This is a genomic window from Psychromonas sp. KJ10-5 (assembly GCF_055808325.1).
This window is the reverse complement of the sequence record NZ_CM147864.1, coordinates 855,751-878,138: the sequence shown is the minus strand read 5'-3', so window position 1 is coordinate 878,138 and position 22,388 is coordinate 855,751. Positions and strand designations below refer to the sequence as shown.

At 38.9% G+C, this 22,388-nt stretch carries 18 protein-coding genes; 13 read left to right on the top strand and 5 right to left on the bottom strand.

The features are described from left to right. Positions 1–939: a 23S rRNA pseudouridine(955/2504/2580) synthase RluC gene (gene rluC, locus AC0L3W_RS04035; RefSeq protein WP_290039248.1), complete on the bottom strand. Its 939-nt coding sequence runs from the start codon at positions 937–939 to the stop codon at positions 1–3. 332 nt (positions 940–1,271) lie between these two features. Between rluC and rne the strand changes: the two genes are divergently transcribed. Both rne and trxB read left to right on the top strand, forming a co-directional pair. Next, positions 1,272–4,232 (top strand): ribonuclease E, encoded by a 2,961-nt coding sequence (gene rne / locus AC0L3W_RS04030; protein WP_290039247.1) that lies wholly within the window; start codon positions 1,272–1,274, stop codon positions 4,230–4,232. A gap of 182 nt (positions 4,233–4,414) precedes the next feature. Continuing rightward, positions 4,415–5,368 carry a thioredoxin-disulfide reductase gene (gene trxB, locus AC0L3W_RS04025; protein WP_290039378.1) on the top strand — a complete coding sequence of 318 codons (954 nt, stop codon included), beginning with the start codon at positions 4,415–4,417 and terminating at the stop codon, positions 5,366–5,368. A gap of 80 nt (positions 5,369–5,448) precedes the next feature. Here the strand turns inward: trxB and folD are convergent, their stop codons facing one another. Next, positions 5,449–6,303 (bottom strand): bifunctional methylenetetrahydrofolate dehydrogenase/methenyltetrahydrofolate cyclohydrolase FolD, encoded by an 855-nt coding sequence (gene folD / locus AC0L3W_RS04020; protein WP_290039246.1) that lies wholly within the window; start codon positions 6,301–6,303, stop codon positions 5,449–5,451. Positions 6,304–6,633: 330 nt separating this feature from the next. Here folD and yccS point away from each other — a divergent pair, with 330 nt between their 5' ends. The 3 genes from yccS (at position 6,634) to efpL (ending at position 9,839) form a co-directional block, all read left to right on the top strand. After that, a complete protein-coding gene (gene yccS, locus AC0L3W_RS04015; RefSeq protein WP_409439622.1) occupies positions 6,634–8,829 on the top strand; it encodes a YccS family putative transporter in 2,196 nt (731 codons plus the stop codon). A 93-nt stretch (positions 8,830–8,922) separates the two neighbouring features. Further along, a complete protein-coding gene (locus AC0L3W_RS04010; protein ID WP_290039244.1) occupies positions 8,923–9,249 on the top strand; it encodes a TusE/DsrC/DsvC family sulfur relay protein in 327 nt (108 codons plus the stop codon). A gap of 23 nt (positions 9,250–9,272) precedes the next feature. Further along, positions 9,273–9,839 (top strand): elongation factor P-like protein EfpL, encoded by a 567-nt coding sequence (gene efpL, locus AC0L3W_RS04005; RefSeq protein WP_290039243.1) that lies wholly within the window; start codon positions 9,273–9,275, stop codon positions 9,837–9,839. Positions 9,840–9,975: 136 nt separating this feature from the next. Here efpL and AC0L3W_RS04000 read toward each other — a convergent pair whose 3' ends face one another. Beyond that, positions 9,976–10,428, bottom strand: a complete 453-nt coding sequence (locus tag AC0L3W_RS04000; RefSeq protein WP_290039242.1) for an NfeD family protein — start codon at positions 10,426–10,428, stop codon at positions 9,976–9,978. A 2-nt stretch (positions 10,429–10,430) separates the two neighbouring features. Next, positions 10,431–11,372, bottom strand: coding sequence for an SPFH domain-containing protein (locus tag AC0L3W_RS03995; RefSeq protein WP_290039241.1), 942 nt, complete (start codon positions 11,370–11,372; stop codon positions 10,431–10,433). A 289-nt stretch (positions 11,373–11,661) separates the two neighbouring features. On the opposite strand from AC0L3W_RS03995, the gene AC0L3W_RS03990 reads away from it, so the two are divergent. The 6 genes from AC0L3W_RS03990 to AC0L3W_RS03965 all read left to right on the top strand — a co-directional run bounded on the left by AC0L3W_RS03990 (position 11,662) and on the right by AC0L3W_RS03965 (position 18,604). Further along, positions 11,662–12,009: a putative quinol monooxygenase gene (locus AC0L3W_RS03990; protein WP_409439623.1), complete on the top strand. Its 348-nt coding sequence runs from the start codon at positions 11,662–11,664 to the stop codon at positions 12,007–12,009. 195 nt (positions 12,010–12,204) lie between these two features. Next, a complete protein-coding gene (gene dbpA, locus AC0L3W_RS03985; protein ID WP_409439624.1) occupies positions 12,205–13,593 on the top strand; it encodes an ATP-dependent RNA helicase DbpA in 1,389 nt (462 codons plus the stop codon). A 350-nt stretch (positions 13,594–13,943) separates the two neighbouring features. Further along, positions 13,944–15,350, top strand: coding sequence for a PTS glucose transporter subunit IIBC (gene ptsG / locus AC0L3W_RS03980; protein ID WP_290039238.1), 1,407 nt, complete (start codon positions 13,944–13,946; stop codon positions 15,348–15,350). Positions 15,351–15,572: 222 nt separating this feature from the next. Then, complete coding sequence (locus AC0L3W_RS03975; RefSeq protein ID WP_409439625.1) at positions 15,573–16,703, top strand: GNAT family N-acetyltransferase; 1,131 nt, start codon at positions 15,573–15,575, stop codon at positions 16,701–16,703. Between the two features lie 2 nt (positions 16,704–16,705). Continuing rightward, the gene (locus tag AC0L3W_RS03970) at positions 16,706–17,314 is read left to right on the top strand and encodes a DUF938 domain-containing protein (protein ID WP_290039236.1); all 609 of its coding nucleotides are present in this window, start codon (positions 16,706–16,708) and stop codon (positions 17,312–17,314) included. A 165-nt stretch (positions 17,315–17,479) separates the two neighbouring features. After that, entirely contained in the window at positions 17,480–18,604 is a 1,125-nt protein-coding gene (locus AC0L3W_RS03965) for a DUF2914 domain-containing protein (RefSeq protein ID WP_409439626.1), read from the top strand. 75 nt (positions 18,605–18,679) lie between these two features. Here the strand turns inward: AC0L3W_RS03965 and AC0L3W_RS03960 are convergent, their stop codons facing one another. After that, positions 18,680–19,450, bottom strand: a complete 771-nt coding sequence (locus tag AC0L3W_RS03960; RefSeq protein ID WP_409439627.1) for an ABC transporter permease — start codon at positions 19,448–19,450, stop codon at positions 18,680–18,682. Between the two features lie 288 nt (positions 19,451–19,738). Here AC0L3W_RS03960 and AC0L3W_RS03955 point away from each other — a divergent pair, with 288 nt between their 5' ends. Together AC0L3W_RS03955 and AC0L3W_RS03950 are read left to right on the top strand one after the other, a co-directional pair. Next, positions 19,739–20,152, top strand: a complete 414-nt coding sequence (locus tag AC0L3W_RS03955) for a VPA1267 family protein (protein WP_409438767.1) — start codon at positions 19,739–19,741, stop codon at positions 20,150–20,152. Beyond that, on the top strand, positions 20,149–22,305 hold the full coding sequence (locus AC0L3W_RS03950; RefSeq protein WP_409438766.1) for an AAA family ATPase: 2,157 nt from the start codon (positions 20,149–20,151) through the stop codon (positions 22,303–22,305). Before AC0L3W_RS03955 ends, AC0L3W_RS03950 begins: the two co-directional genes overlap by 4 nt. Positions 22,306–22,388: the final 83 nt, after the last annotated feature.

Sequence of the window (22,388 nt, the reverse complement as noted above, 5' to 3'; positions counted from 1 at the left end):
TTAGCTTCGTTGTAATTTGCTCAAAAGTGCCTCTAAGCGAGGACAAAGTGGTGCACTAACGGTCATTCTTTTCTCTAACACAGGGTGAAAGAAAGTAATATGCGCTGCATGCAGGAAAAGACGGTTTAATCCTAGTGCCGTCATTTTACTATCAAAGGCACTGTCACCATAACGTTCATCACAAGCAATATTATGACCTTTACATGCGCTGTGCACACGAATTTGGTGAGTACGTCCGGTGACAGGGCTTGCTTCGACTAATGTTGCGCCTTCATAGCGCTGTATAATTTTAAAATGAGTTTCAGATGCTTTACCTAGTGGACTGACTTTGACCACTGAATCTTGGGCATTTTTTAATAAAGGTTCACGTACCAAACGGTCTTTTTTATCCCATTGGCCTTTTACTAACGCGAAATACTGTTTTTTCATGGTTTTCTGACGTAATTGCTCATGTAATGCACGTAACATACTGCGCTTTTTGGCAATCAATAAACAGCCAGAAGTGGCTTTATCTAAACGGTGAGCTAACTCTAAGAAGCGTGAATCAGGGCGTAATGCTCGTAAGCCTTCAATTGCGCCAAAATCAAGTCCGCTACCACCATGTACAGCCAGCCCAGAAGGCTTGTTTAAAATAATTAGGGCATCATCTTCATAGACAATAGCGGATTCTAAATTTTTAATGCTGTTGAGTTTGGGTGAAGGTAATGCATTTTCCGGATCTACTTTAACAGGCGGAATACGTACACTGTCGCCTACCTGCAATTTATAATCGGGTTTAATGCGTTTTTTATTAACTCGAACCTCTCCTTTACGCACAATTCGATAGATCATGCTTTTAGGCACGCCCTTCAAATGTAAGCGAAGAAAGTTGTCGATACGTTGTTGTGCATTTTCTTGAGCGATGTCAATAATGCGTACTGAGTGATTTATCTGTTCCATTCGTTAAGTTTATCATGCCTGATCGCATAATATGCAAAAACTTTGTTGCTTGTAAGTAGATATAAATGCGACAATAACAAAGTTAATGCCTCGCAATTACTTCACTATAAGATTGCTGGTAGGCATGGCTATTATGAAAGCAAATCAAATGATTAGAATGTAACGCTGATGTGTTGAATTAATTTTGATTTAACCTTTTTTGTATCCGCTTTTTAACGCACCTCTGAATACTTCCAGTCGAGAGATTGTATAACCAGACATGAGGTCAAGCATGCAGAAAAACAGTTAGTACATATAGAAAATAACGAAAAAAATACTACAAGAGTTCACAAATGAAAAGAATGTTAATCAACGCAACTCAAGCAGAAGAGTTACGTGTAGCCCTCGTCGATGGGCAAAAGCTGTATGATCTTGATATTGAAAGTCCTGGTCACGAACAAAAGAAAGCAAATATTTATAAGGGTAAAATCACACGTGTAGAAGCAAGTTTAGAAGCTGCATTTGTAGACTACGGCGCAGAACGTCACGGTTTTTTACCACTTAAAGAGATTGCACGTAACTACTTCCCAGAAGGATATTCATTCAAAGGCCGCCCAAACATTAAGGATGTGATTAAAGAAGGCCAGGAAGTAATTATTCAAATAGAAAAAGAGGAACGTGGTAATAAAGGCGCTGCCTTAACTACTTTCATTAGTTTAGCTGGTAGTTACTTAGTATTAATGCCAAATAATCCTCGTGCTGGCGGTATTTCACGTCGTATCGAAGGAGATGACCGTACCGAGTTAAAAGCAGCTTTATCTGATCTTAAATTACCTAAAGGTATGGGATTAATCGTTCGTACCGCAGGTGTTGGCAAATCAGCTGAAGAACTTGAATGGGATTTAAATGTACTGGTTAATCATTGGCAAGCCATTGATCAAGCATCAAAAACCAAAGCAGCACCCTTCTTAATTCACCGTGAAAGTAATGTCATTGTACGCTCTATTCGTGACTATCTTCGTCGTGATATTGGCGAAATCGTTATTGACCACGCTAAAACCTTCGAGCTGGCTAAAAGCCACATTGAAATGGTACGTCCAGACTACGTTAACCGTTTAAAACTATACCAAGGTGAAATTCCATTATTTACTCACTATCAAGTTGAAAGCCAAATTGAATCGGCATTTCAACGTGAAGTGCGTCTACCATCAGGTGGTTCAATTGTTATTGACCCAACTGAAGCATTAACTTCAATAGATATCAACTCTGCACGTGCTACACGTGGTGGAGACATCGAAGAAACTGCCTTTAACACTAACTTAGAAGCAGCAGAAGAAATTGCACGCCAATTACGTTTACGTGATTTAGGTGGTTTAGTGGTGATCGATTTCATCGATATGACCCCTGCCCGCCACCAACGTGAAGTTGAGAATAGAATGCGAGAATCTGTTCGTCAAGATAGAGCTCGTATCCAATTAGGTCGTATCTCTCGCTTTGGTTTAATGGAGATGTCACGCCAGCGTATTCGCCCTTCTTTAGGTGAATCAGCGTCTCGTGTATGTCCCCGTTGTCATGGTCAAGGTACTATTCGCGATAATGACTCATTATCATTAGCGATTCTTCGTTTAATCGAAGAAGAAGGCCTAAAAGAAAACACAGCACAGATTCAAGCGCGTGTACCGGTAGCTGTTGCAGCTTATCTGCTTAATGAAAAACGTAAAGCAGTCGCTAAAATTGAAAACCGTCACGGCTGTGAAGTGTATATCGTGCCTGATGCCAACCTATTAACGCCGCACTTCGAAGTTAAGCGCACGCGTAAAGATGGTAAAGAAGATATCAACTATGATGCACTTGAGAAGCAACATACGGTATACATTCCAAACAGTGCCCAGAAAGAACATGAAGAGCTTGAAGAGCCACTATTAAATGGCTTCAGTGCGCCGAAGAAAGATGCAACACCACAAGCAGAAGTTAAACCGAATGCACCAGTGAAAGCTGCTGAGCAATCGCCTTCTTTTGTTGCTAAATTGATTCAGTCTATCGTTAAGTTCTTTAGTGCCGAGCCAAAAGTTGAAGTAGAGAAAACACCTCAACCAGAGCCACAAACTAAAAAAGAGCCGACACGTAATCCACGCAATAATAAAGGTAATCAAAACCGTAATCGTCAGCGTAATAACCGCAATGACAAATCGGCTGAGCACTCAAATGAGCGTCGAAATAATCGTAAACCATCAGATCGTAAACCAACGCAACAAGCTAAAAAATACGAAAGCGAAGGAAAACCAGCTCAAGATAATAACGAGAAAGGTAATAACCAAGAAGTGATCGTAGCACGTCGTAAACGTCGCAATATGCGTAAAAAAGTACGTGTGCAACAGCCTGAAAATGCTGTTGAAACGAACGTAAATGACGCAGCTAACGTCAGCAATGAAGTTCCTGTTAAAGCCGCTGAGCCTAAAAAGCCAAAAGCTAAAAACAAAGCTAAAAAAGCACCTGAAGCCGCTAAAGAAACGAAAAAGCAACCAGTGCCTAACGTTGAAGATAAAGCAACGGAAGTAGTCGCAGAAGAAGTAACAGCGAATACAGAAGAAGCGTATACACCGGTTGAAATTCCACAACGTCGCTCTCGTTACCTACGTAACAATGGCCAACGTAATAAGCGCGATCAACAGAATGATTCAGCTAAAGAAGCAGTAACATCACGCTATCCTGAGACTGAAACAGAGCAAGTTGAAGCACCAAAAGTGCAATCAGCAGCGCCAGTGGCAGAAACAGTAGATAGCATTGCTCCAACTGAAGCCCCTCAACAAGAAGCTGAAAAGCTGCAAAAAAGTGTTGAAAATTCTGTAGTCACTCCTGCTCAAAAAATCTTACCGTTAGCAGAAAAAGCGGCAGCACCAGCAGAAACTGTACCTGAGCAAGCTAAGCCAGTTGAAACTGTAGTCGTTGAAGAAACACCAGAGCCAATTATTGTAACACCTGAATCGGCACCTGAAGTTGAAACGGTAGAAGAAGCGCCTACGGAAGTATCTCCAGTATCAACTGAACAAGAGACGCCAGTAGCCGTTGAAGCAGCACCGGTTAAATCAACACCAGTTGACACTGTAATAGGTAAAACGGGTACGGTCAGTATCGCTAAAGGCTTATCAACTTCAGCTATGGTTAAAACGATTTCAGAGCCTTTAGATCTTTCTAAAGAGATAAAGATCGTTGCAGCGACTGAACGTCAAGCGATTGTGAAAGCATCACAACAAGCTGGTAGCTCTTTTGCTAGTAACCGTTCAAGTAGTGAAACAGTTAAAACATCATTATAATTAGTAGATAATAACTATTGATAAAAACGGATATTCCTATGGAATATCCGTTTTTTTTACTGAAGTTTGTCACCCAACAGTTTAGAATCAATAGCATTTATCAACAATCAATTAATCAACCTCACTTCATTACTGGTGATGGTTTAAAGGTTCGATTGAGTAGCATTATTCAAGGTAATAATATGAGCGAAGCAATACATAACAAATTGTTAATTTTAGGTTCAGGCCCAGCTGGTTACACTGCGGCAGTCTATGCAGCACGTGCTAACCTAAAACCAGTTTTAATCACTGGTATGCAGCAAGGTGGACAATTAACCACAACAACTGAAGTTGAAAACTGGCCTGGTGGCGCAGCTGATATGACGGGCCCAGGTTTAATGGAAAGCATGAAAGAACATGCTTTACGTTTTGATACAGAGATCATCTTTGATCATATCAACGAAGTAGAATTGACTAAACCTCCATTTACTTTAAAAGGTGATACTGGCACTTATACTTGTGATGCATTAATTATTGCTACAGGTGCATCAGCACGTTACTTAGGTTTAGATTCTGAAGAGGCATTTAAAGGACGTGGTGTTTCAGCTTGTGCAACCTGTGATGGTTTCTTCTACCGTAATCAAAAAGTTGCGGTTGTTGGTGGTGGTAACACGGCTGTTGAAGAAGCACTTTATTTATCAAATATCGCATCTGAAGTTCACCTTGTACATCGCCGTACTGAATTCCGTTCAGAAAAAATTCTATTAGATCGTTTAAATGAAAAAGTCAAAAACGGCAATATCATTTTACATACTGACCGCACTTTAGAAGAAGTCTTAGGCGACGATATGGGTGTAACAGGTTTACGCCTGAAAGATACGTTATCTGAAAAAACCGAAGAAATTGATGTAATGGGTGTGTTTATTGCAATTGGACATAAACCAAATACCGATATGTTTATCGACCAATTAGAAATGAACCATGGCTACCTTAAAGTACAAACAGGTAGCGAAGGTAATGCAACTCAAACTACTATTCCTGGTGTATTCGCTGCTGGTGATGTGTCTGATCACATCTATCGCCAAGCAATTACTTCTGCTGGGACAGGTTGTATGGCAGCTCTAGACGCTGAAAGATATTTAGATAACCTAAAGTAGTTAATCCACTATTTTGGCTCTGATACAAAAAAGACTGCCTAGGCAGTCTTTTTTATTGCTAACTTAAATAAACTCACTAATTATGAATGAAATTCGTTACAAGCAAATAACGTATTTTCAATCAGAGTAGCCACTGTCATTGGGCCAACACCACCTGGTACAGGCGAAATGTACGCAGCTCTTTCTTTAGCTACTTCAAAATCAACATCACCAGTAATTTTACCATTCTCTAGACGGTTAATACCTACATCAAGTACGATCGCACCTTTCTTAACCCATTCACCAGGAATAAAGTTAGCTTTACCGCGAGCAACGACCAAAATATCCGCTTGGCGCACATGATGCTCTAAGTCAGTCGTAAAACGATGACAAGTCGTTGTTGTACAGCCCGCTAACAATAACTCTAAAGTCATTGGACGACCAACGATATTAGAAGCCCCGACTACTACTGCATGTTTGCCATGTAGGTCAACATCAATAGTTTCTAGCATAGTGATCATACCACGTGGCGTACAAGAGCGTAATTTAGGAATACGTTGCGCTAAACGCCCTACGTTATAAGGATGGAAGCCATCTACGTCTTTGCTTGGTTGAATACGTTCAACCACTAGCGTTTCATCTAATGATTTTGGTAATGGGAATTGCACTAAAATACCATCAATGCTGTCATCATCATTAAGCTGATCGATCAAAGCCAATAACTCATCTTGTGTGGTAGTGTCAGGTAGGTCATAGGCTTTAGATGTAAAACCAACTTTTTCACAAGTACGACGTTTACTTTGAACATAAATTTGTGAAGCAGGATCACCACCTACTAACACAACAGCGAGACCGGGAGCGCGAAGGCCCTTTGCTATACGTGCTTTCACACCTTCAGTTACTTTATCAGTAACCTTAGCCGCAATCGCTTTCCCATCAATGATTTGTGCAGACATCAAGCAATACTCTTTGTAGTTAAGAAATTCTCGCTATTGTCGCAAAACTCACTTAAGAAGTCACACCAAACATACAAAATTTAATAACTAAAAATAAACCTTAAAAGTTCAAATTATCCCTTTGATTGTGAGGATTTTTACTATTTCATTCTGATCCTGATAATGTCTATAATGCGCAGCTTGAAAATGATCATTAAGAGACTCGCTATAGGCTCATTTTTTGTCATCAAAATATGCTTAAATGAATAAGAAATTAGATCTATTAATTTATCTGATTAGTATAAAATAACCTTTCTATTTGACCCATTTCACTCTCATGAGAAGTCTTGCATGCAACACTCTTTTACTTTAATGCTCAGACGCCTAGTTACAGATTCTAATACCCATTCCGGCTTTAGAATTGTAATCGCAATGGCTTGTGTATTTGTCCCTGCTATTTTTGATCTACAATTTGGTTTCTTTAAACAATCAAGTTTAGCAATTTCGCTATCATTATGTTTAGGTGTGTTAGCGTCAGCTATTGTAGAGGTTGATGAGAACACTAAAGATAGACAAAAGTTTATAGCAACTGTCATTGCCTGCTTCTTTGTAGCTTCATCGAGCGTTGAATTGCTTTTACCCTACCCTTTTTTATTTGCAGCGGGTTTAGGGGTATCTACTTTTGCCTTTATGATGTTAGCAAGTTTAGGTATGCACTATAGCCGTATTGGATTTGGTGCAATCCTTATTGCTATTTATACCCTGATTGGCCATCAACCAGAGGCTGCATGGTTTGAATCCCCACTACTATTAGCCTTAGGTGCTTTATGGTACGGACTGTTTGCTATTGCTTGGTCACATTTGAGCCCTAACCGAACACTGCGCGAACAATTAGCACAGTTATTTTATGCATTAAGCCGCTATCAATTACAAAAATCGGAATTGTTCGATACTCAAAAAGGAAACTCTCGACAGGCGATTACCGATACTAGACAAAAATTAGCAGTATTAAATATTAGTATTGTGGCTCGCTTAGCTTCTTCTAAAGATATGGTAAAAGGCCAATACCAAGCCAATAGGCGCCAACAGGAGTTAGCACGCCTTAATCAATATTACCTCGTTGCAGAGCAAATCCATGAACGCATTTGTGCCAGTCAATATCTATACAGTCAACTAGAGCATACCTTTGGGCGTAGTCAGATTTTAGAAGGTTTCCACCAGCTATTATTACAACTTAGTAGCGATTGTCATCAAGTTGGTAGCTGTATTAAAGATAAAAAACCGTATCTACATAGCAAGCGATTAAAGTGGACAGTTCAAGCCTTGTCAGATCAACTGTTATTATTAAAACAAAAATTACAATTGTTCGATAATAACCAGGAAGCAATGCAAGCATTACAGGCAATCTATGACAATTTAAATGGGATAGATGCATTATTAATGTCTTTAAGCGATGTTAAATCGCAACAACATCCAATTATTGTAGATAACGAACAACAATTACCACGTTCATTTTGGAAGGTGCTATACAAAGCTTACCAACAAAAAACACCTGTTTATAAACATGCTGTTCGTATAAGTGTGTCATTAGTAATCGCCTTTGCGATTCAAGCTAAGTTCAACCTCAATAATGGCTACTGGATATTACCAACCGTTTTATTTGTTTGCCAACCTAGCTTTAGTGAAACACGAAAGCGATTAATGTTAAGAAGCTTTGGCACCTTATTAGGTATTTTGCTCAGCTTCCCCATCTTCTATTTTCTGCACGGAACTGTTTCACAAAGTGTACTAATGGTTTTAGCTGCATTTTTATTTATCACCTATGTCAAAACCAATTATGGACTCGCGGTTATTTTTATTACTATCATGGTAATGATCTTAACAAATCTATTGGCTCCTTCTGGTGTCGCGTTTTTATACGCTCGTATTTATGAAACCTTAATTGGTTGTGCCTTGAGCTTTGCGGCCATTAGTATTATCTATCCCGACTGGCAATTTAAACGTTTTCCTGGCTTGGTAAATAACCACCTTTTAAAAACGAGCCGTTATTTTAAGCAAGTTGCTCAGCAGTATCAGTTTGGTCGAAGCGAAAGTATTATCTTCCGTCAAACCCGTTTTGCCGCTTTTAAATCTGATTCTGCGTTAACCAATGCTTGGCAAAGCATGTTGTTTGAACCCAACTCTAAACAACACCTTAAAAAAGAAGTCTATGGGTTGGTTAATCGATGTGATGCTTTATGTTGTTATATTGCCGCACTCTCATCGCATCGCCATAAAATAGAATCTGTAACTGAATTAGCCGTGTTATCAGAGTTATTTGAGGCAACATCGCAACAAATTTTATATACCTACCGTCCTGAATTAAAACAATCATCGGACACTAAAATCGACATTGATAGCTTTGAGAAATACAAACAAAATATGTCTGATGAAGCTAAGTTAATTGTTGAGCAACTAAGGTTGATTGCATTTTCAGCAATGGATATACAGTTATTATTAGCCAAGATTGAAAGTGCTAATGAGAAAAATAGACTCAATGCACAGTAGACAAGCTTAAGCGTGCTTTTAAGATAGGAAATTTGCGACTTTTATTATAGAATTTTGCAGCAATCAAGCGCCCAAAGATTAGAGGAAGACAACTTGCTTTTTAATGGTCAAGAAATTGCAACAGATGCCCAAGGTTACTTGCTCGATTCCACTCAATGGGATCTTGCCTTAGCGGAATCAATTGCAAATATAGAAACAATTACAATGACAGATGAACACTGGCAAGTGGTTTACTTTGTACGCGAATTTTATGAAGAGTTTAATACTTCTCCAGCGATTAGAGCCCTAGTAAAAGCAATGCAAAATAAATATGGTAAAGATAAAATCAGTAGTCGTTACCTGTATAAATTATTCCCCGATGGTCCTGCAAAGCAAGCCACGAAAATAGCCGGTTTACCAAAACCTGCTAGATGTATTTAAGTACTTAATAAAGGAAAGATAAGATGCCTAAGGCAAGTGATATCAAGAAAAACACCGCGATTGAATTTAATAACAGCGTTTACATTATCAAAGACATCGAACGTTCTGTCCCACAAGGGCGTGCTGGAGGTAGTTTATACCGTATGCGTATGTACGATGTTGTAACTGGCGCAAAAACCGATGAAACGTTCAAAGACAGCGACATGTTAACTTTGGCTGACTTAATTCGTCGTAATGTTATGTTTTCTTACATTGACGGTGAAGAGTATGTCTTCATGGATAACGAAGACTACACTCCTTATAACTTAAACAAAGAAAGCATCGCTGAAGAAGTATTATTCATTGATGAAAATACACAAGGTTTACAAGTAGTTATCGTTGATGGTGCACCAGTAGGTGTTGAGTTACCTGCAAGTGTTGATTTAACTATCACAGAAACTGACCCATCAATCAAAGGCGGCTCTGCGACGGCACGTACTAAACCAGCAATCTTAACAACAGGATTGACAGTACAAGTACCAGAGCACATTTCAACGGGTGATAAAATCCGTGTGAACACTACAGAAAAGAAATTCATGGGTCGTGCTTAATCCTAGCGATTAGTTACCCCATAACAGCTAAAACAATAAAGCCGATATAATTATCGGCTTTATTTTTGGCTGAATGAGTGTCGTTAAATTACATCTACTGTTCACTTAACTTTATTGTTAATCAAAACCATCTGAACTAAACCGATTCCACCGTTAATACACCCACTTGCATATTGACTATCTTAACTTCAGTGCCTGCCGATAAAGCTTGTTTAGATTTCACTTGCCAATCAATTCCTGAATATCGATGATTCACTGTTTTGCCTACCAGTAGATCTTCCTCTAAGGTGAATGTTTCTCCTACCATACCGTTATCGACTTGATGAGATTCTACTTTGTTCTGCATACGCTTCATGGGCTGCCAACTCACTAAAGCCACCAACGACGATAAAACCGCCGTCGCGAGTAATGCGTTTACTAATGTTTCAGGTAAAAAACCTAGTGCCATTAATAAACCAGTAACAATGGTACCTATACCAACAAATAATAAAACAAAAGTTGAGAAGCCCAACACTAAGACCTCAATCACTAAAAAGATCAAGCCTAGTACGACGAGTGTTTGCGGAAGGTGTGCCAGTAGATATTCCATAATTAGCCTTTATTATTATTCAAGCTAGTAATTATTGTCATTGCTTGCGCTACCATTGAAGCTGCATCATTGCCGCTATCAGGCAGCAGTACTACTGAAGATTCCTTGGCAATGGCCGCTTTAGCTTGAATCGCTTTGGTTGCGAGGTCTAACTGAATCGCTTTTTGACCTGATTCTGTATTCGCAGCTTCACCTACTTTATTTAATGCTTCAGCTTGTGCTTCTGCAACAGCAATGATCGCTTCTGCTTCACCTTGTGCACGTAATACTTGCTCTTCTTTTTCAGCCTGTGCTTGTAATACTACTGATTGTTTTTGCCCTTCCGCAACGTTAATAGCCGCTTGGCGATCACCTTCTGACTCCAAAATTTGAGCACGTTTAACACGCTCTGCTTTCATTTGAGTTTCCATGGCTTCCATGACGGTTGTTGGTGGTACGATATCTTTAATTTCGTAACGTAAGACCTGAATGCCCCAAGGGCCAGCAGCTTCGTTAATTGATGCAACAATATTAGTATTTAATACATCACGCTCTTCAAAGGTTTTATCTAACTCCATTTTACCCAACTCTGAACGCATCGTAGTTTGTGATAATTGCGTCACAGCAAACACATAATCATCAACCCCATAAGTAGCTTTATACGGGTCTAATACTCGGAAGAATAATACGCCATCCACACTCAATGAGATGTTATCTCGTGTAATAGCACTTTGGCTTGGTACATCAACCGCTTGTTCTTTCAAAGAACGGTTTGCACCAATATGATCAATAAATGGCACTAAAAAATTTAAACCTGCTTCACGTGTTGACTGATACTTACCAAAACGCTCAATTAAATAGGCTCGATTTTGTGGTACAAAAATAATTGATTTCTTTAAAATGATCACCACTAATATCAAGATAAACACTTGTATATTCAGTACGTATTCCAATAAGATATCCATGTTAACTTCCTTAAATAAAAAATAGTTTTAAATGCTTGGTATAAATGATAGTAACTGGTTGTTTAACAAATAAGACAAAGACTCTGTAATGCGTATTAAATACCTAGAATTAAGCTTAATATCATCAATGTATTTTAATATCATACAGTAAAGGTTAAGTGAAATACGCTAGACCTATAACAATATTCAGAATGACGTTGATATTATTGATACGCGTCATACCACTATTTAGCTCACAATGTATTAAACATACATCCTATGATGTATCTGTCCCGATAGAGGAAAAATAATGTCACAAAAAATTTATTGCATCGCTATGTTTCGCCCTAAACCAGGCAAAGAAGAGCAGTTATTCAAGGTACTTCAATCACTAGAGCCTAACTCTCAACGCGAAGATGGTTGTATTCAATACTTGGTTACAAGACAAATAGATAATCCTTTCGCGACAGGTGAAAGCTTTCCCTTTGTATTTAATGAAATTTGGGCAAATAAAGCAGCTTTTGAAGCACATTGTCAACGAAAAGAGATAGTGGCATTTTTTGAACAACAATGTGTTGCCGAAGACGGCTTAGTGGAAGCTCACAATGTATGTGTTTATAGCGATCAACCCGCTAACTTCGACGCACCACAACTATAACTTAAATTTCAATTTGCCGGCCAAAGTCACGAATTTGTGCTTTGGTCACTTAATCAACTAATTTTTGATTGCCCCTCAAAGTAGCTTTTTCCATCACCTTGTAAGTAATACTGTATTTTGACCTAATAATTTTGTTCACCACCCCACAAACTGTTATTGTAGCGGTCATTATTAGCCGATCAGGAAATTATTATCGTGAGTGACACCTCTTTTGCAAGTTTGCCTTTATCAAAGAGCCTTTTAAGCAACCTAGAATCATTAAATTATCAGCAGATGACTGAGATACAGGCGCAATCTTTACCACTTATTTTAAAAGGTGAAGATGTTATTGCACAAGGTAAAACCGGATCAGGTAAAACTGCGGCATTTACCCTAGGTATTTTACATCACTTACGTGTTAAGCAATTTAATATTCAGTCGTTAGTGATTTGCCCAACTCGAGAACTAGCCGACCAAGTAGCCGCTGAAATTCGAAAATTAGCACGCGCTATTCATAATATTAAAGTACTGACATTATGTGGTGGTACACCATTAGGTCCACAGGCGGGGTCGCTAGAGCATGGTGCACATATTATTGTTGGCACACCAGGACGTATTCAAGACCATTTAAAACGTGGCTCACTAAACTTACAAAACTTATCTGTTTTGGTGCTTGATGAAGCAGATCGTATGCTAGAGATGGGCTTTCAAGATGCGATTGATACTGTTATTGAACATTGTCCGAAACAACGACAAACGCTTTTATTCAGTGCCACTTACCCAGAAGGCATTCAACAAATTGCCAAGCGTATATTAACCGAGCCAAAGCAGGTAACTGTGGCTGCAACCCATGATAATGCGAGTATTGAGCAAACCTTCTATTCGGTGCAAAATAATCAAGAGCGTATGTTAGCGTTACGTTTATTACTTAACCGCTATCAACCTGACTCAAGTGTGGTCTTTTGTAACACTAAACGTGAAGTGCAAGAGGTAGCTGAAGAACTGGCTAACCGCGGTTACAGCGCGTTAGCGTTACACGGTGACTTAGAACAAAAAGATCGCGATCAAGCTTTAATTCGTTTTGCTAATAAAAGCGCACGTGTCTTAGTTGCAACCGACGTAGCAGCACGAGGTTTAGACATTGATAATTTAAGCGCAGTGTTTAATTTTCATGTCGCACACGATCAAGAAGTTCACGTTCACCGTGTGGGACGTACCGGACGAGCAGGCAGTAAAGGTCTTGCATTTACCTTCTACAGCAACAAAGATGATTACCGTATCAAGTTATTAGAAGATATTTTAGATCGTAATATTAGCGCCAGTGAATTACCTGATGCGAGCTTTTTAGACGTTGCGCCTGCACCATCAGAAATGGTTACCATCCGTATTGAGGGTGGCAAAAAACAAAAAATTCGTCCTGGTGACATTGTGGGCGCATTAACTGGAAACGATGGCATTACAGGACAACAAGTCGGTAAGATTTCTGTTTCTGATTTCTGGTCTTATGTGGCCGTTAGTCGTGAGCATTTAAAAATTGCCTTCAAAAAACTGAGCGAAGGTAAATTAAAAGGCAGAAAATTCCGTGTGATGGTTGTACGTGGTTAACCTTTTTTGCTACTAATCAAGTTAGCTGTTGAGTGAGGTAATTACTCAACAGCTAATTATCGATAATCTTTAGCACTTTTTCATCCAGATAACACATAAATACAGCCAAAAACATCAACCCTAACCCAACTATCAACCTTTCCCTACCCATTCAAAATCAAGCAATTATTTCTTTTGTAACAGAATGTATCATCGTAAAATAATAAAGTAATTAAATGTAACTTAATCGATTTTAGTGTTTGGCTTCAATAACGCCTTTGCTTTATCTCTATATACTCCATCTCAACTTAGAAGCATCGCTTTTAATAATTTAATCAACGACGATTATGAGCAACAATGGAGAATCACTCATGAACTTATTCGGCAATTTACAAAAAGTAGGGAAGTCATTAATGCTTCCTGTATCCGTATTACCTATTGCAGGTATTTTATTAGGTGTGGGTGCCGCTAAATTTAGCATACTACCTGATGTTGTATCACAGCTAATGGAACAAGCTGGCGGCGCAGTATTTGGTAACATGGCATTATTGTTTGCTATCGGTGTAGCACTTGGTTTTACTAAAAATGATGGTGTGTCTGCTTTAGCAGCCGCAGTAGGTTACTACATCATGATGCAAACTATTGAAACACTAGCGCCAGGCGCGAACACAGGTGTGCTAGGTGGTATTATTGCCGGTGGTATTGCAGCAGCCATGTTTAATCGTTTTTATAATATTTCACTGCCTGATTACCTTGGTTTCTTCGCAGGTAAACGTGCAGTGCCGATTATGACTGGTTTTGCAGCGATTATTATGGGTGCAATATTAGCGGTAGTTTGGCCACCAATTGGCGCTGGCATCGCTTCATTCTCACATTGGGCTGCAAACCAAAATCCAACAGTTGCATTCGGTCTATACGGTGTGATTGAACGTTCACTAATTCCATTTGGGTTACACCATATCTGGAATGTACCTTTCTTCTTTGAAGCAGGTTCATGTATTAATGCTAATGGTGAGCAACTGAACGGTATTTTAACTTGTTACTTATCTGCTGATGATGCAAGTCGTGCTGCAGGTAACGGTTTCGGCCAACTAGCAGGCGGTTACATGTTCAAGATGTTCGGTCTACCAGCTGCAGCAATTGCCATTGCACACTCAGCTAAGCCTGAAAACCGTGCAAAAGTAATGGGTATCATGCTATCAGCTGCACTAACGTCATTCTTAACAGGTATTACTGAACCAATCGAATTCTCGTTCATGTTCGTTGCACCCGTTTTATACGCAATCCATGCGCTATTAGCAGGTTCTGCATTTGTTGTAACAAACATGTTAGGTATGGTTCACGGTACTTCTTTCTCACACGGTTTAATTGACTTCTTAGTACTGTCAGCAAACGCTCAAAAAATCGTTTACTTTGTGATTATTGGCCTAGTATACGCAGCGGTTTACTACACATTATTTAGAATTGTAATCAAAGCGCTAAACCTTAAAACACCTGGTCGTGAAGACGAAGAGCAAGAAGTATCTGCGGTATTAAACAACGAAGAGATGTCATCTGCTTTAGTTACAGCATTCGGTGGTAAAGAGAATATTTCAAACCTAGATGCATGTATTACACGCTTACGTATCAGCGTTGAAGATATCAAGCTCGTTGACCAAGCAGGCCTTAAAAAACTTGGTGCAGCGGGTGTTGTTGTGTCAGGTAATGGAGTACAAGCTATCTTTGGTACTCGCTCTGATAACTTGAAAACGGATATGGAAGCTTACTTAGGTAAATAATCCAATCCACTAAACTCACTTGCTATGTTCAATATCATAGCAAGTCACCTACCTAAGCGATCATTGATTCAGATAACCCTGAATAAATGATCGCTTTTTCATTCAGCATCATCTCATTTCTATTTTTAACCTCCCCTAACACCTTAAACTATCAAACTACAACATTGTGTGTTAAAAAGTCATATTGTTTATTGTTCTACGCTCACCATAAAGGATGCGCTATTGACTTCACCAATAACTATTCAATTCAATGATGCTCTCAGTAAAATCAATGTGCAAGACTGGCGACATTTAAACTCTTCGAATAACCCTTTTGCCGAATATCACTTTTTTAATGCACTTGAAACGAGTCAATCCGTTAGTATCAACAAAGGCTGGCAAGCACATCACCTAGTTGCAAGATCACAAGCACAATGTATTGCGATTATGCCGATGTATTTGAAAAATCACTCTTGGGGCGAATATGTATTTGATTGGGATTGGGCTGATGCGTTTGAACGATACAATTTAAATTATTACCCTAAATTAGTGGCAGCGATCCCTTTCACACCAGTAGAAAGTAACAAAATATTATCCTCTAGTTTACAGGTAAGTGATTTATTCTCGACCTTGATTGAGCATTGTGAACAACACAATATTAACAGCTGGCATATCTTATTTAATGAACAAATACAAACGTCCTTGCCTGAAGATGTTTACCAACGAAACACCGTTCAATTTCATTGGTTTAATCGTGATTACAACAGTATTGATGACTTTATGAATACCTTCACCTCACGTAAACGCAGAGCAACAAGGAAAGAAAGGTTATCCATTGCTAAACAAGGATTAAGTGTTCGCCGTTTAAATGGCCATGAAATTACTGAACAAGAGATTGAGTTTTTCTATTTAACCTACCAAATAACCTATTTAAAGCGTGGTCATCAACCACATTTAAACAAGCAATTTTTTACTCAAATTATCTCATCTATGCCAGATAACATATTATTAATCATCGCAAGTGATCAAGAAAAAGATGTAGCTTGTGCCCTCTTCTTTCATGATGATTCGCAGTTATACGGGCGCTATTGGGGAGCAACTCAATACTACAATAACTTACACTTTGAGCTTTGCTATTACCAAGGGATTGAGTTTTGTATTGAACATAACCTCAGTCGATTTAATCCAGGTACACAAGGGGAACATAAGATCCAAAGAGGCTTTGAGCCCGTACTAACCTATTCATATCATTGGATTATGCATCCTGGTTTTAAACAGGCAATCAAAGATTTTTGTCAACAAGAGAGAACTCATATGCTAACGTACCAAGCGCAATGTCGTGAATTATTACCCTTCAAACAATTAGATGAATGACTATGACAAACAAACCATACTCTCAAGCCTCTGAAAATAACAAAATACCAATTTTAGCGATATTAGAAAATGTCTTTTCTGATAATAAGCACATCTTAGAAATTGGATCTGGAACAGGTCAACATGCCGTATTCTTCGCGCAACACTTACCGCATCTGTTATGGCAAACCAGTGATTTACTGAGTAATCATCAGGGCATCAACATGTGGTTAGATGAAAGTACCCTAACCAACGTACAACCACCGATTTTACTCGACTTAAATGAAACTTGGCCAACACCAACAAATCATTTACCGATCGACGGGGTTTATACTGCCAACACACTACACATTATTAGTTGGGCATTAGTAGTGAAGTTATTTGAAGGATTATCACAGAACTTATCATTAGGTGGGAAAGCTTGCTTTTATGGCCCATTTAAATATGAAGATGCATTTACCAGTGACAGTAATGCGGAGTTTGATTTATGGTTAAAAGACAGGGATAGCAACAGCGGCATTCGTGATATCGAAGATATCCTATTGCTCGCCGATTCAGTTGGCCTTGAATTGATAGAAGATCACAAAATGCCTGCCAACAATCAATTATTACACTTTGAAAAAGTACAATAATAGCATCTGCCTTACACTACTTATGTGTAAATGAATTAAATGCCAGTGATGTGTCAAATCGGCATAATAAATGAAATAATTATCACAATAATATGTAATACTCAGCAATAATAAACGCATTTATTAATTTAAATATAACTGATCAAGATAGCAGTGAGAGATAAGATGAAAGAGCCGGAAGACTTCACCGTCCGAGTTAACTTTAGACCGCACCAAAATGTTGTTGCGCCAGTTGAACACAGTTTACATTGGGGGAGGATCATCACTTGCTTATTAATAGTTGCGCTTATTATTGCTGTAATAATGATGCTTGCTCAACAATATTTTACTGAACAAAGCACAACACCATTAGTTAACACTGATCAATTAACCAATAATACAACTACAACAAGCCAAGCTAACCCTGTTATCGATACCTCAACTATCGAACAAAACCAAGCTACAAATGAGATGGTAGCCTTGACCGTGGAGCCTCAAGTCAACCAGCAGAGTGATAATAATAACTTAGTTGTTGATATAAATGAGGTAAATTCCCTTAATACAGAAACAACAACCTTCACTGATAGTAATGCTTATCTTGTCACTGATTTAAAAGCAGAAGAATCGACAAATACAGACTTAAAAGACTATTTAGGAAATGATGGAGAAGCGGATCTAGAAACTAACTCAGTCAATGAGGTCAATAATCTAGCCCTTACAAACCAAGCATTGGACTCATCTACACAAGAAACGATAGATGACACTAACTTTACAGATGTAGGCACTCATGTTTCAGACCTTAGTGTATCAGGAAGCACGAATTCAGATTTTGGCACTGTAGAAGAAACACAAGTGTCAGAGATCGAACGTAATCAACCTATTGCAACCAATAATGAAACAAGTATCAACGAGCAACATCTATTTGCCGAACATATCACCCTGCCACCTTCTACCCTATTAATACAAGGTTCTGTGCAACGCTTATCTGACAATATTAATCGTTTCCAAATCACCCCAATGGTAGAAGATCATGAGCCCCTTGGCACGATAAATGATATCGAAGTTGAAAATGGTACATTGACTGTTTATGCTTTTTCAGAAGTCTACAACCTAAAAGATACTGTGCTCTATTATGTTTGGAACTTAAATGGGAAGGACGTTGCCACTGTGCCTATTACCATTGGTGCAGATCGATGGAGAAGTCATTCAACTAAGTTTATTGGGCCAAGTATGAAAGGACAGTGGGCAGTGAAGTTACAAAATGCACAAGGTGATACCTTAGCAGTTAACGAATTTACCTATGAGCCATAATAATAAATAAAAATAACCAATAAAAAGCCACTGCTAAACTAAACAGTGGCTTGATTGTTTATATCAAAATAACATTTAATGTAGCTTAGGATCAAAGGGCTTTGATAAGCTCATTGGTGTTGATAGTTTCTGTTTCAGAGAATCAGAACTGATTAATACCATCACAATCAAGGTAGCTAAATAAGGCATCATAGCTAACAGGTTAGGTGAAATATCAAATCCAAAACCTTGCATCACTAAATGTAAGATAGACGCAATGCCAAATAAATAGGCACCTAGCATCAAATACCCTACTCGCCATGAAGCAAACACAACTAATGCAAGTGCAATCCAGCCTCGCCCTGCACTCATATTTTCCATCCACATAGGCGTGTAAGACAAAGATAAATAAGCACCAGCCAAACCAGCCATTGCACCACCAAATAAAGTTGCTAGATATCTGATTTTAATTACCTTAATGCCCAATGCATTAGCTGAATGTGGATTTTCTCCTACGGCTCTTACTGTTAATCCTACACGCGTTTTGTGTAATACCCACCAAGTAGCACCGGCAATAGCAAAACTGAAGTAGATTAAAATATCCTGATTAAATAGTAAGTTGCCAATGAAAGGAATATCACTTAAAAATGGGATAGCAATCGACTTAAAGCCCGGGATAGTAGAGCCTACTAAACTACCGCCTAAAAATGAACTTAATCCAATACTAAAAATAGTTAATGCTAAACCGGTCGCCACTTGACTAGTATTAAGGCTTAACGCTAGCGCACCAAACAATAACGCCATGGTCATGCCAGCAACCATTGCTAAAGACATACCTAGCGGCTTTAAACCCCCTAAAAAATGCATATTACGCCTAAGTGAGTGAGTGAAAGCAAAAAAATTGCTATGTGCATTTTTAACTTAGCACATAGCATATTATGATCAATGTAAAATAGCACCACGAAAAACACAAGTTTATGTGCTTAGAAAAACTTGGATCTATATCAGTATAAATTCCCTTCGTGACCGCGTCACAAACTGTTATGGTCTCTTATATTTTTTATTTGGAGAATGACTTAGCTATTTGTTAGAACTTAGTATTATTGAAAAGTAGTTGATATTATATACATGTGCATTTCAAAAGTGAGGTAACTAATGGCTAACGGACAACAAAAAGCAACCGAAAACCTAAGTTCATTTATCATCTGGCAAGCGACTATGACTGATGATGGGTTTAGACAAATTGTTTTCCGTGGCGGTCTTAATCGTGGTGAAATTGCGAAGGCGTGTGGCTTTGGTAAGTCAGCTCTTAATCAAAATCCGCAAATAAAATCAGCCCTTAAAACACTTGAGGATGATTTGCGAGCACGGAATGTATTACCTCAACTTAGTGAAAAAGCGAAAATTACTAAAGCAGAGCCTAAGCAATACGATAAAACAGCTTCTCAACGTATCAGGGAAGCCAAAAGAGTGGCAGAGTTGGAGCAGAAGGTCTTAGAGCTAGCAGCCCGTTTGAAACGCTTTGAAGAGCTTTCAGAAGTGCTTTTAGAAATGGGAATCGATGTATGATAACTAAAATGGATTTCCGTGTTACCAGTGTGTATCAATATGATAAAAAATGGGTTTGTTTTAGTGGTGTTCCACTACAGGCTGGTAGCTTCAAAGCTAAAACTGCAAAATGTATTGTGGTTGTTAAAACCAAGCCTGATATTTTGCCTATGGAACCTGTCACTGGTCAGCATTGGCGTATTACGGGTGTTATGGAATCCCGTAACGCGACACACGGCGATTTTATTATCACTGAGCTACATTTTATCGAACCAGAAAAACTTGAAGTAACCTTGCCACATGATGGTGAAAGTTTTATCCGTTTTATTGCCAAAGAAGCTGCTTTCAAAGGAATTGGAGAGGTCAAGGCGAGAGAACTTTGGTCTACTTTTGGCTCAGGCATATTTCCTGTTTTGGGCGCGAGAAATACTAGTAAACTTAGTGGAATACTTACTGACAAAGCCATTAATAGCTTGTTTGATGGTTATGAAAAGTACGCTAATTTAAGGTATGCCACTTGGTTTGCTGACCGAAAAATATCACCGCAAATTCAGCACAGGTTATTTAAGTTCCATCAAGGAAGTTCCATTGATGCGATTAAAGCGAATCCTTATCTATTGATCACGTTTGGTATGAGTTTTGAACAAGTAGATTGCATTGCACAGGCGAGCTTTGACGTTACACTTGAGGATGAAAGACGCTTAGTAGCTGCCGTCGAGTTTGCTCTTAAAAAATACGCGAGTAAAGGCGGTCATACCGTTGCATATCAAAACAATATTAAACCCGTTGTACAAGGCTTATTGAAAGATACCAAATTGACCAATAAAGCATTGGTTTGTGGTCATTCAAAGCATACTTACATTCTCAATCCCGAAACCGGTAGTTATCATCATACCTCTTTGTTGATCATGGAAAAAGTTGTAGCTAAGCGGTTACTTAAACTGGCTCAACAACCTTCTTATGCTACAAACCAAGCCCTTTTGACGGCTTACGATATAGCAACTCAAGAGTTACCCTTTCCTTTAGCTGAAAAACAAGTAGATGCCGTCCGCTTTTCATTAGATAGGCGAGTGTCATGCATTACAGGTGGCGCAGGTACAGGAAAAACAACTGTATTACGTACTGTATTGAGGGGATATCACGCTCTTGAATATGATATAAAGGCGATTGCACTATCAGGCAGGGCTGCCATGCGTTTACATCAAAGTATCGGTTTTGAAACGTCAACAATAGCCCGATTCTTAAGAGATGATCCTATTGAGGATGATGTTAAGTGTATTGTGGTTATTGATGAAGCAAGTATGGTTGATTTGGGTACGATGTACCGCATAGTGCTTCACACTAATCCAAGCGTAAGGTTTTTGTTTGTCGGTGATCCGAATCAGTTACCACCAATAGGCGCAGGCTTGATCCTTGCTGATATCGTGAAATCAGGTGTGATCACGACTACCGAACTGGATATTGTGCAGCGACAAGATGCGACAACGGGCATTCCAGAGTATTCGCGTCTAGTGTGTCAGGGACAAGTACCTTCTGAGCTATCCATTGGTAATATCCATTTCCATGAAGTTGCGCTTGATTGTGTTACTGAAACCTGTGTCGAATTATATCGCCAAAATCCGAGCGAAAGTAGAGTTATCGCGGCGACCAAGAAAACCACCCTTGAAGTCAATACACAGTGCCAAACACAACTGAATGCAACGAACCCTATTCTTAAATTTATGGAGTATGGCGATCAATTCACAACAGATCTGCGATTAAATGATCCCGTGTTGTTTACTCAAAATAACTATGAAGCAGGTGTGCAGAACGGTAGCCTTGGCAAACTAATATCCATTAAGCAAACAGATAATAGCCTTGGTATTGTGCGGCTTGATGATAATGGTGCAGATATACCATTAACTAAATCGCTTTTAGACTCTCTAGATGCAGGTTATTGCATTACCTTGCATAAGGCGCAAGGATCGCAGTTCAAACGGGTGATTGTTGCCCTTGGGAAAACTAAGATGCAGGACAGAGCATGGATATATACAGCGATCACGCGTTCAGAACTTGAACTTCACATTGTTGGCACAAGAACGCGCTTTGAACAGGCTGTACGTAGTCTTAGCGCCCATCATATCCGTAAGACCTATTTAGCTACGCTTTTAAAAGAGACTCAACTTTCTTATTAAATGCAATATGCTGCTCATGATTATCCGTTACATTACAAACAGTAAGGTTTGTAATTTTTACCACTACCATAAAGTCGTGGATC

Coding starts and splice junctions, on each gene's coding strand:
- ptsG (WP_290039238.1), top strand. CDS start 13,944: ATGAACTTATTCGGCAATTTACAAAAAGTAGGGAAGTCATTAATGCTT.
- AC0L3W_RS03955 (WP_409438767.1), top strand. CDS start 19,739: ATGGCTAACGGACAACAAAAAGCAACCGAAAACCTAAGTTCATTTATC.
- trxB (WP_290039378.1), top strand. CDS start 4,415: ATGAGCGAAGCAATACATAACAAATTGTTAATTTTAGGTTCAGGCCCA.
- AC0L3W_RS03965 (WP_409439626.1), top strand. CDS start 17,480: ATGAAAGAGCCGGAAGACTTCACCGTCCGAGTTAACTTTAGACCGCAC.
- folD (WP_290039246.1), bottom strand. CDS start 6,303: ATGTCTGCACAAATCATTGATGGGAAAGCGATTGCGGCTAAGGTTACT.
- AC0L3W_RS03970 (WP_290039236.1), top strand. CDS start 16,706: ATGACAAACAAACCATACTCTCAAGCCTCTGAAAATAACAAAATACCA.
- AC0L3W_RS03995 (WP_290039241.1), bottom strand. CDS start 11,372: ATGGATATCTTATTGGAATACGTACTGAATATACAAGTGTTTATCTTG.
- AC0L3W_RS03950 (WP_409438766.1), top strand. CDS start 20,149: ATGATAACTAAAATGGATTTCCGTGTTACCAGTGTGTATCAATATGAT.
- yccS (WP_409439622.1), top strand. CDS start 6,634: ATGCAACACTCTTTTACTTTAATGCTCAGACGCCTAGTTACAGATTCT.
- rluC (WP_290039248.1), bottom strand. CDS start 939: ATGGAACAGATAAATCACTCAGTACGCATTATTGACATCGCTCAAGAA.
- AC0L3W_RS03960 (WP_409439627.1), bottom strand. CDS start 19,450: ATGCATTTTTTAGGGGGTTTAAAGCCGCTAGGTATGTCTTTAGCAATG.
- rne (WP_290039247.1), top strand. CDS start 1,272: ATGAAAAGAATGTTAATCAACGCAACTCAAGCAGAAGAGTTACGTGTA.
- efpL (WP_290039243.1), top strand. CDS start 9,273: ATGCCTAAGGCAAGTGATATCAAGAAAAACACCGCGATTGAATTTAAT.
- AC0L3W_RS04000 (WP_290039242.1), bottom strand. CDS start 10,428: ATGGAATATCTACTGGCACACCTTCCGCAAACACTCGTCGTACTAGGC.
- AC0L3W_RS03990 (WP_409439623.1), top strand. CDS start 11,662: ATGTCACAAAAAATTTATTGCATCGCTATGTTTCGCCCTAAACCAGGC.